The following is a 253-nucleotide window of genomic DNA, read 5'->3' as shown; positions in this document are numbered from 1 at the left end:
GAGCAGAATTGGTGAAAGAGATGGCATATGTCCTTAATATTGAATTGCATTACCTACCGCCTTACAGCCCAAACCTCAATCCGATAGAGCGATTGTGGAAGTATATGAATGAGCAAGTACGTAACAAACCTGAGCTTCGCTTAAGAAGGGAACTAAAGTGCCTGAGGCACGATCAAAGTTTTTGCTAAAGAAAACAAAATCGTGGAGATCCTCAGGCATGTATAATTTAGAAGAACTTTACTGCTGCGTCGAT

1 pseudogene is annotated in these 253 nt (G+C 41.1%); it reads left to right on the top strand.

The features are described 5' to 3' along the window. Positions 1-125, top strand: a pseudogene (locus AACQ81_RS06810) (transposase); the annotation flags it as partial. Between the last annotated feature and the right edge of the window lie 128 nt (positions 126-253).

The sequence above is a fragment of the Xenorhabdus sp. Sc-CR9 genome, from assembly GCF_963897815.1.
Taxonomy (GTDB): domain Bacteria; phylum Pseudomonadota; class Gammaproteobacteria; order Enterobacterales; family Enterobacteriaceae; genus Xenorhabdus.
Note: the sequence above shows the minus strand (reverse complement) of the source record. Positions and strands in the feature narration are given on the sequence as shown.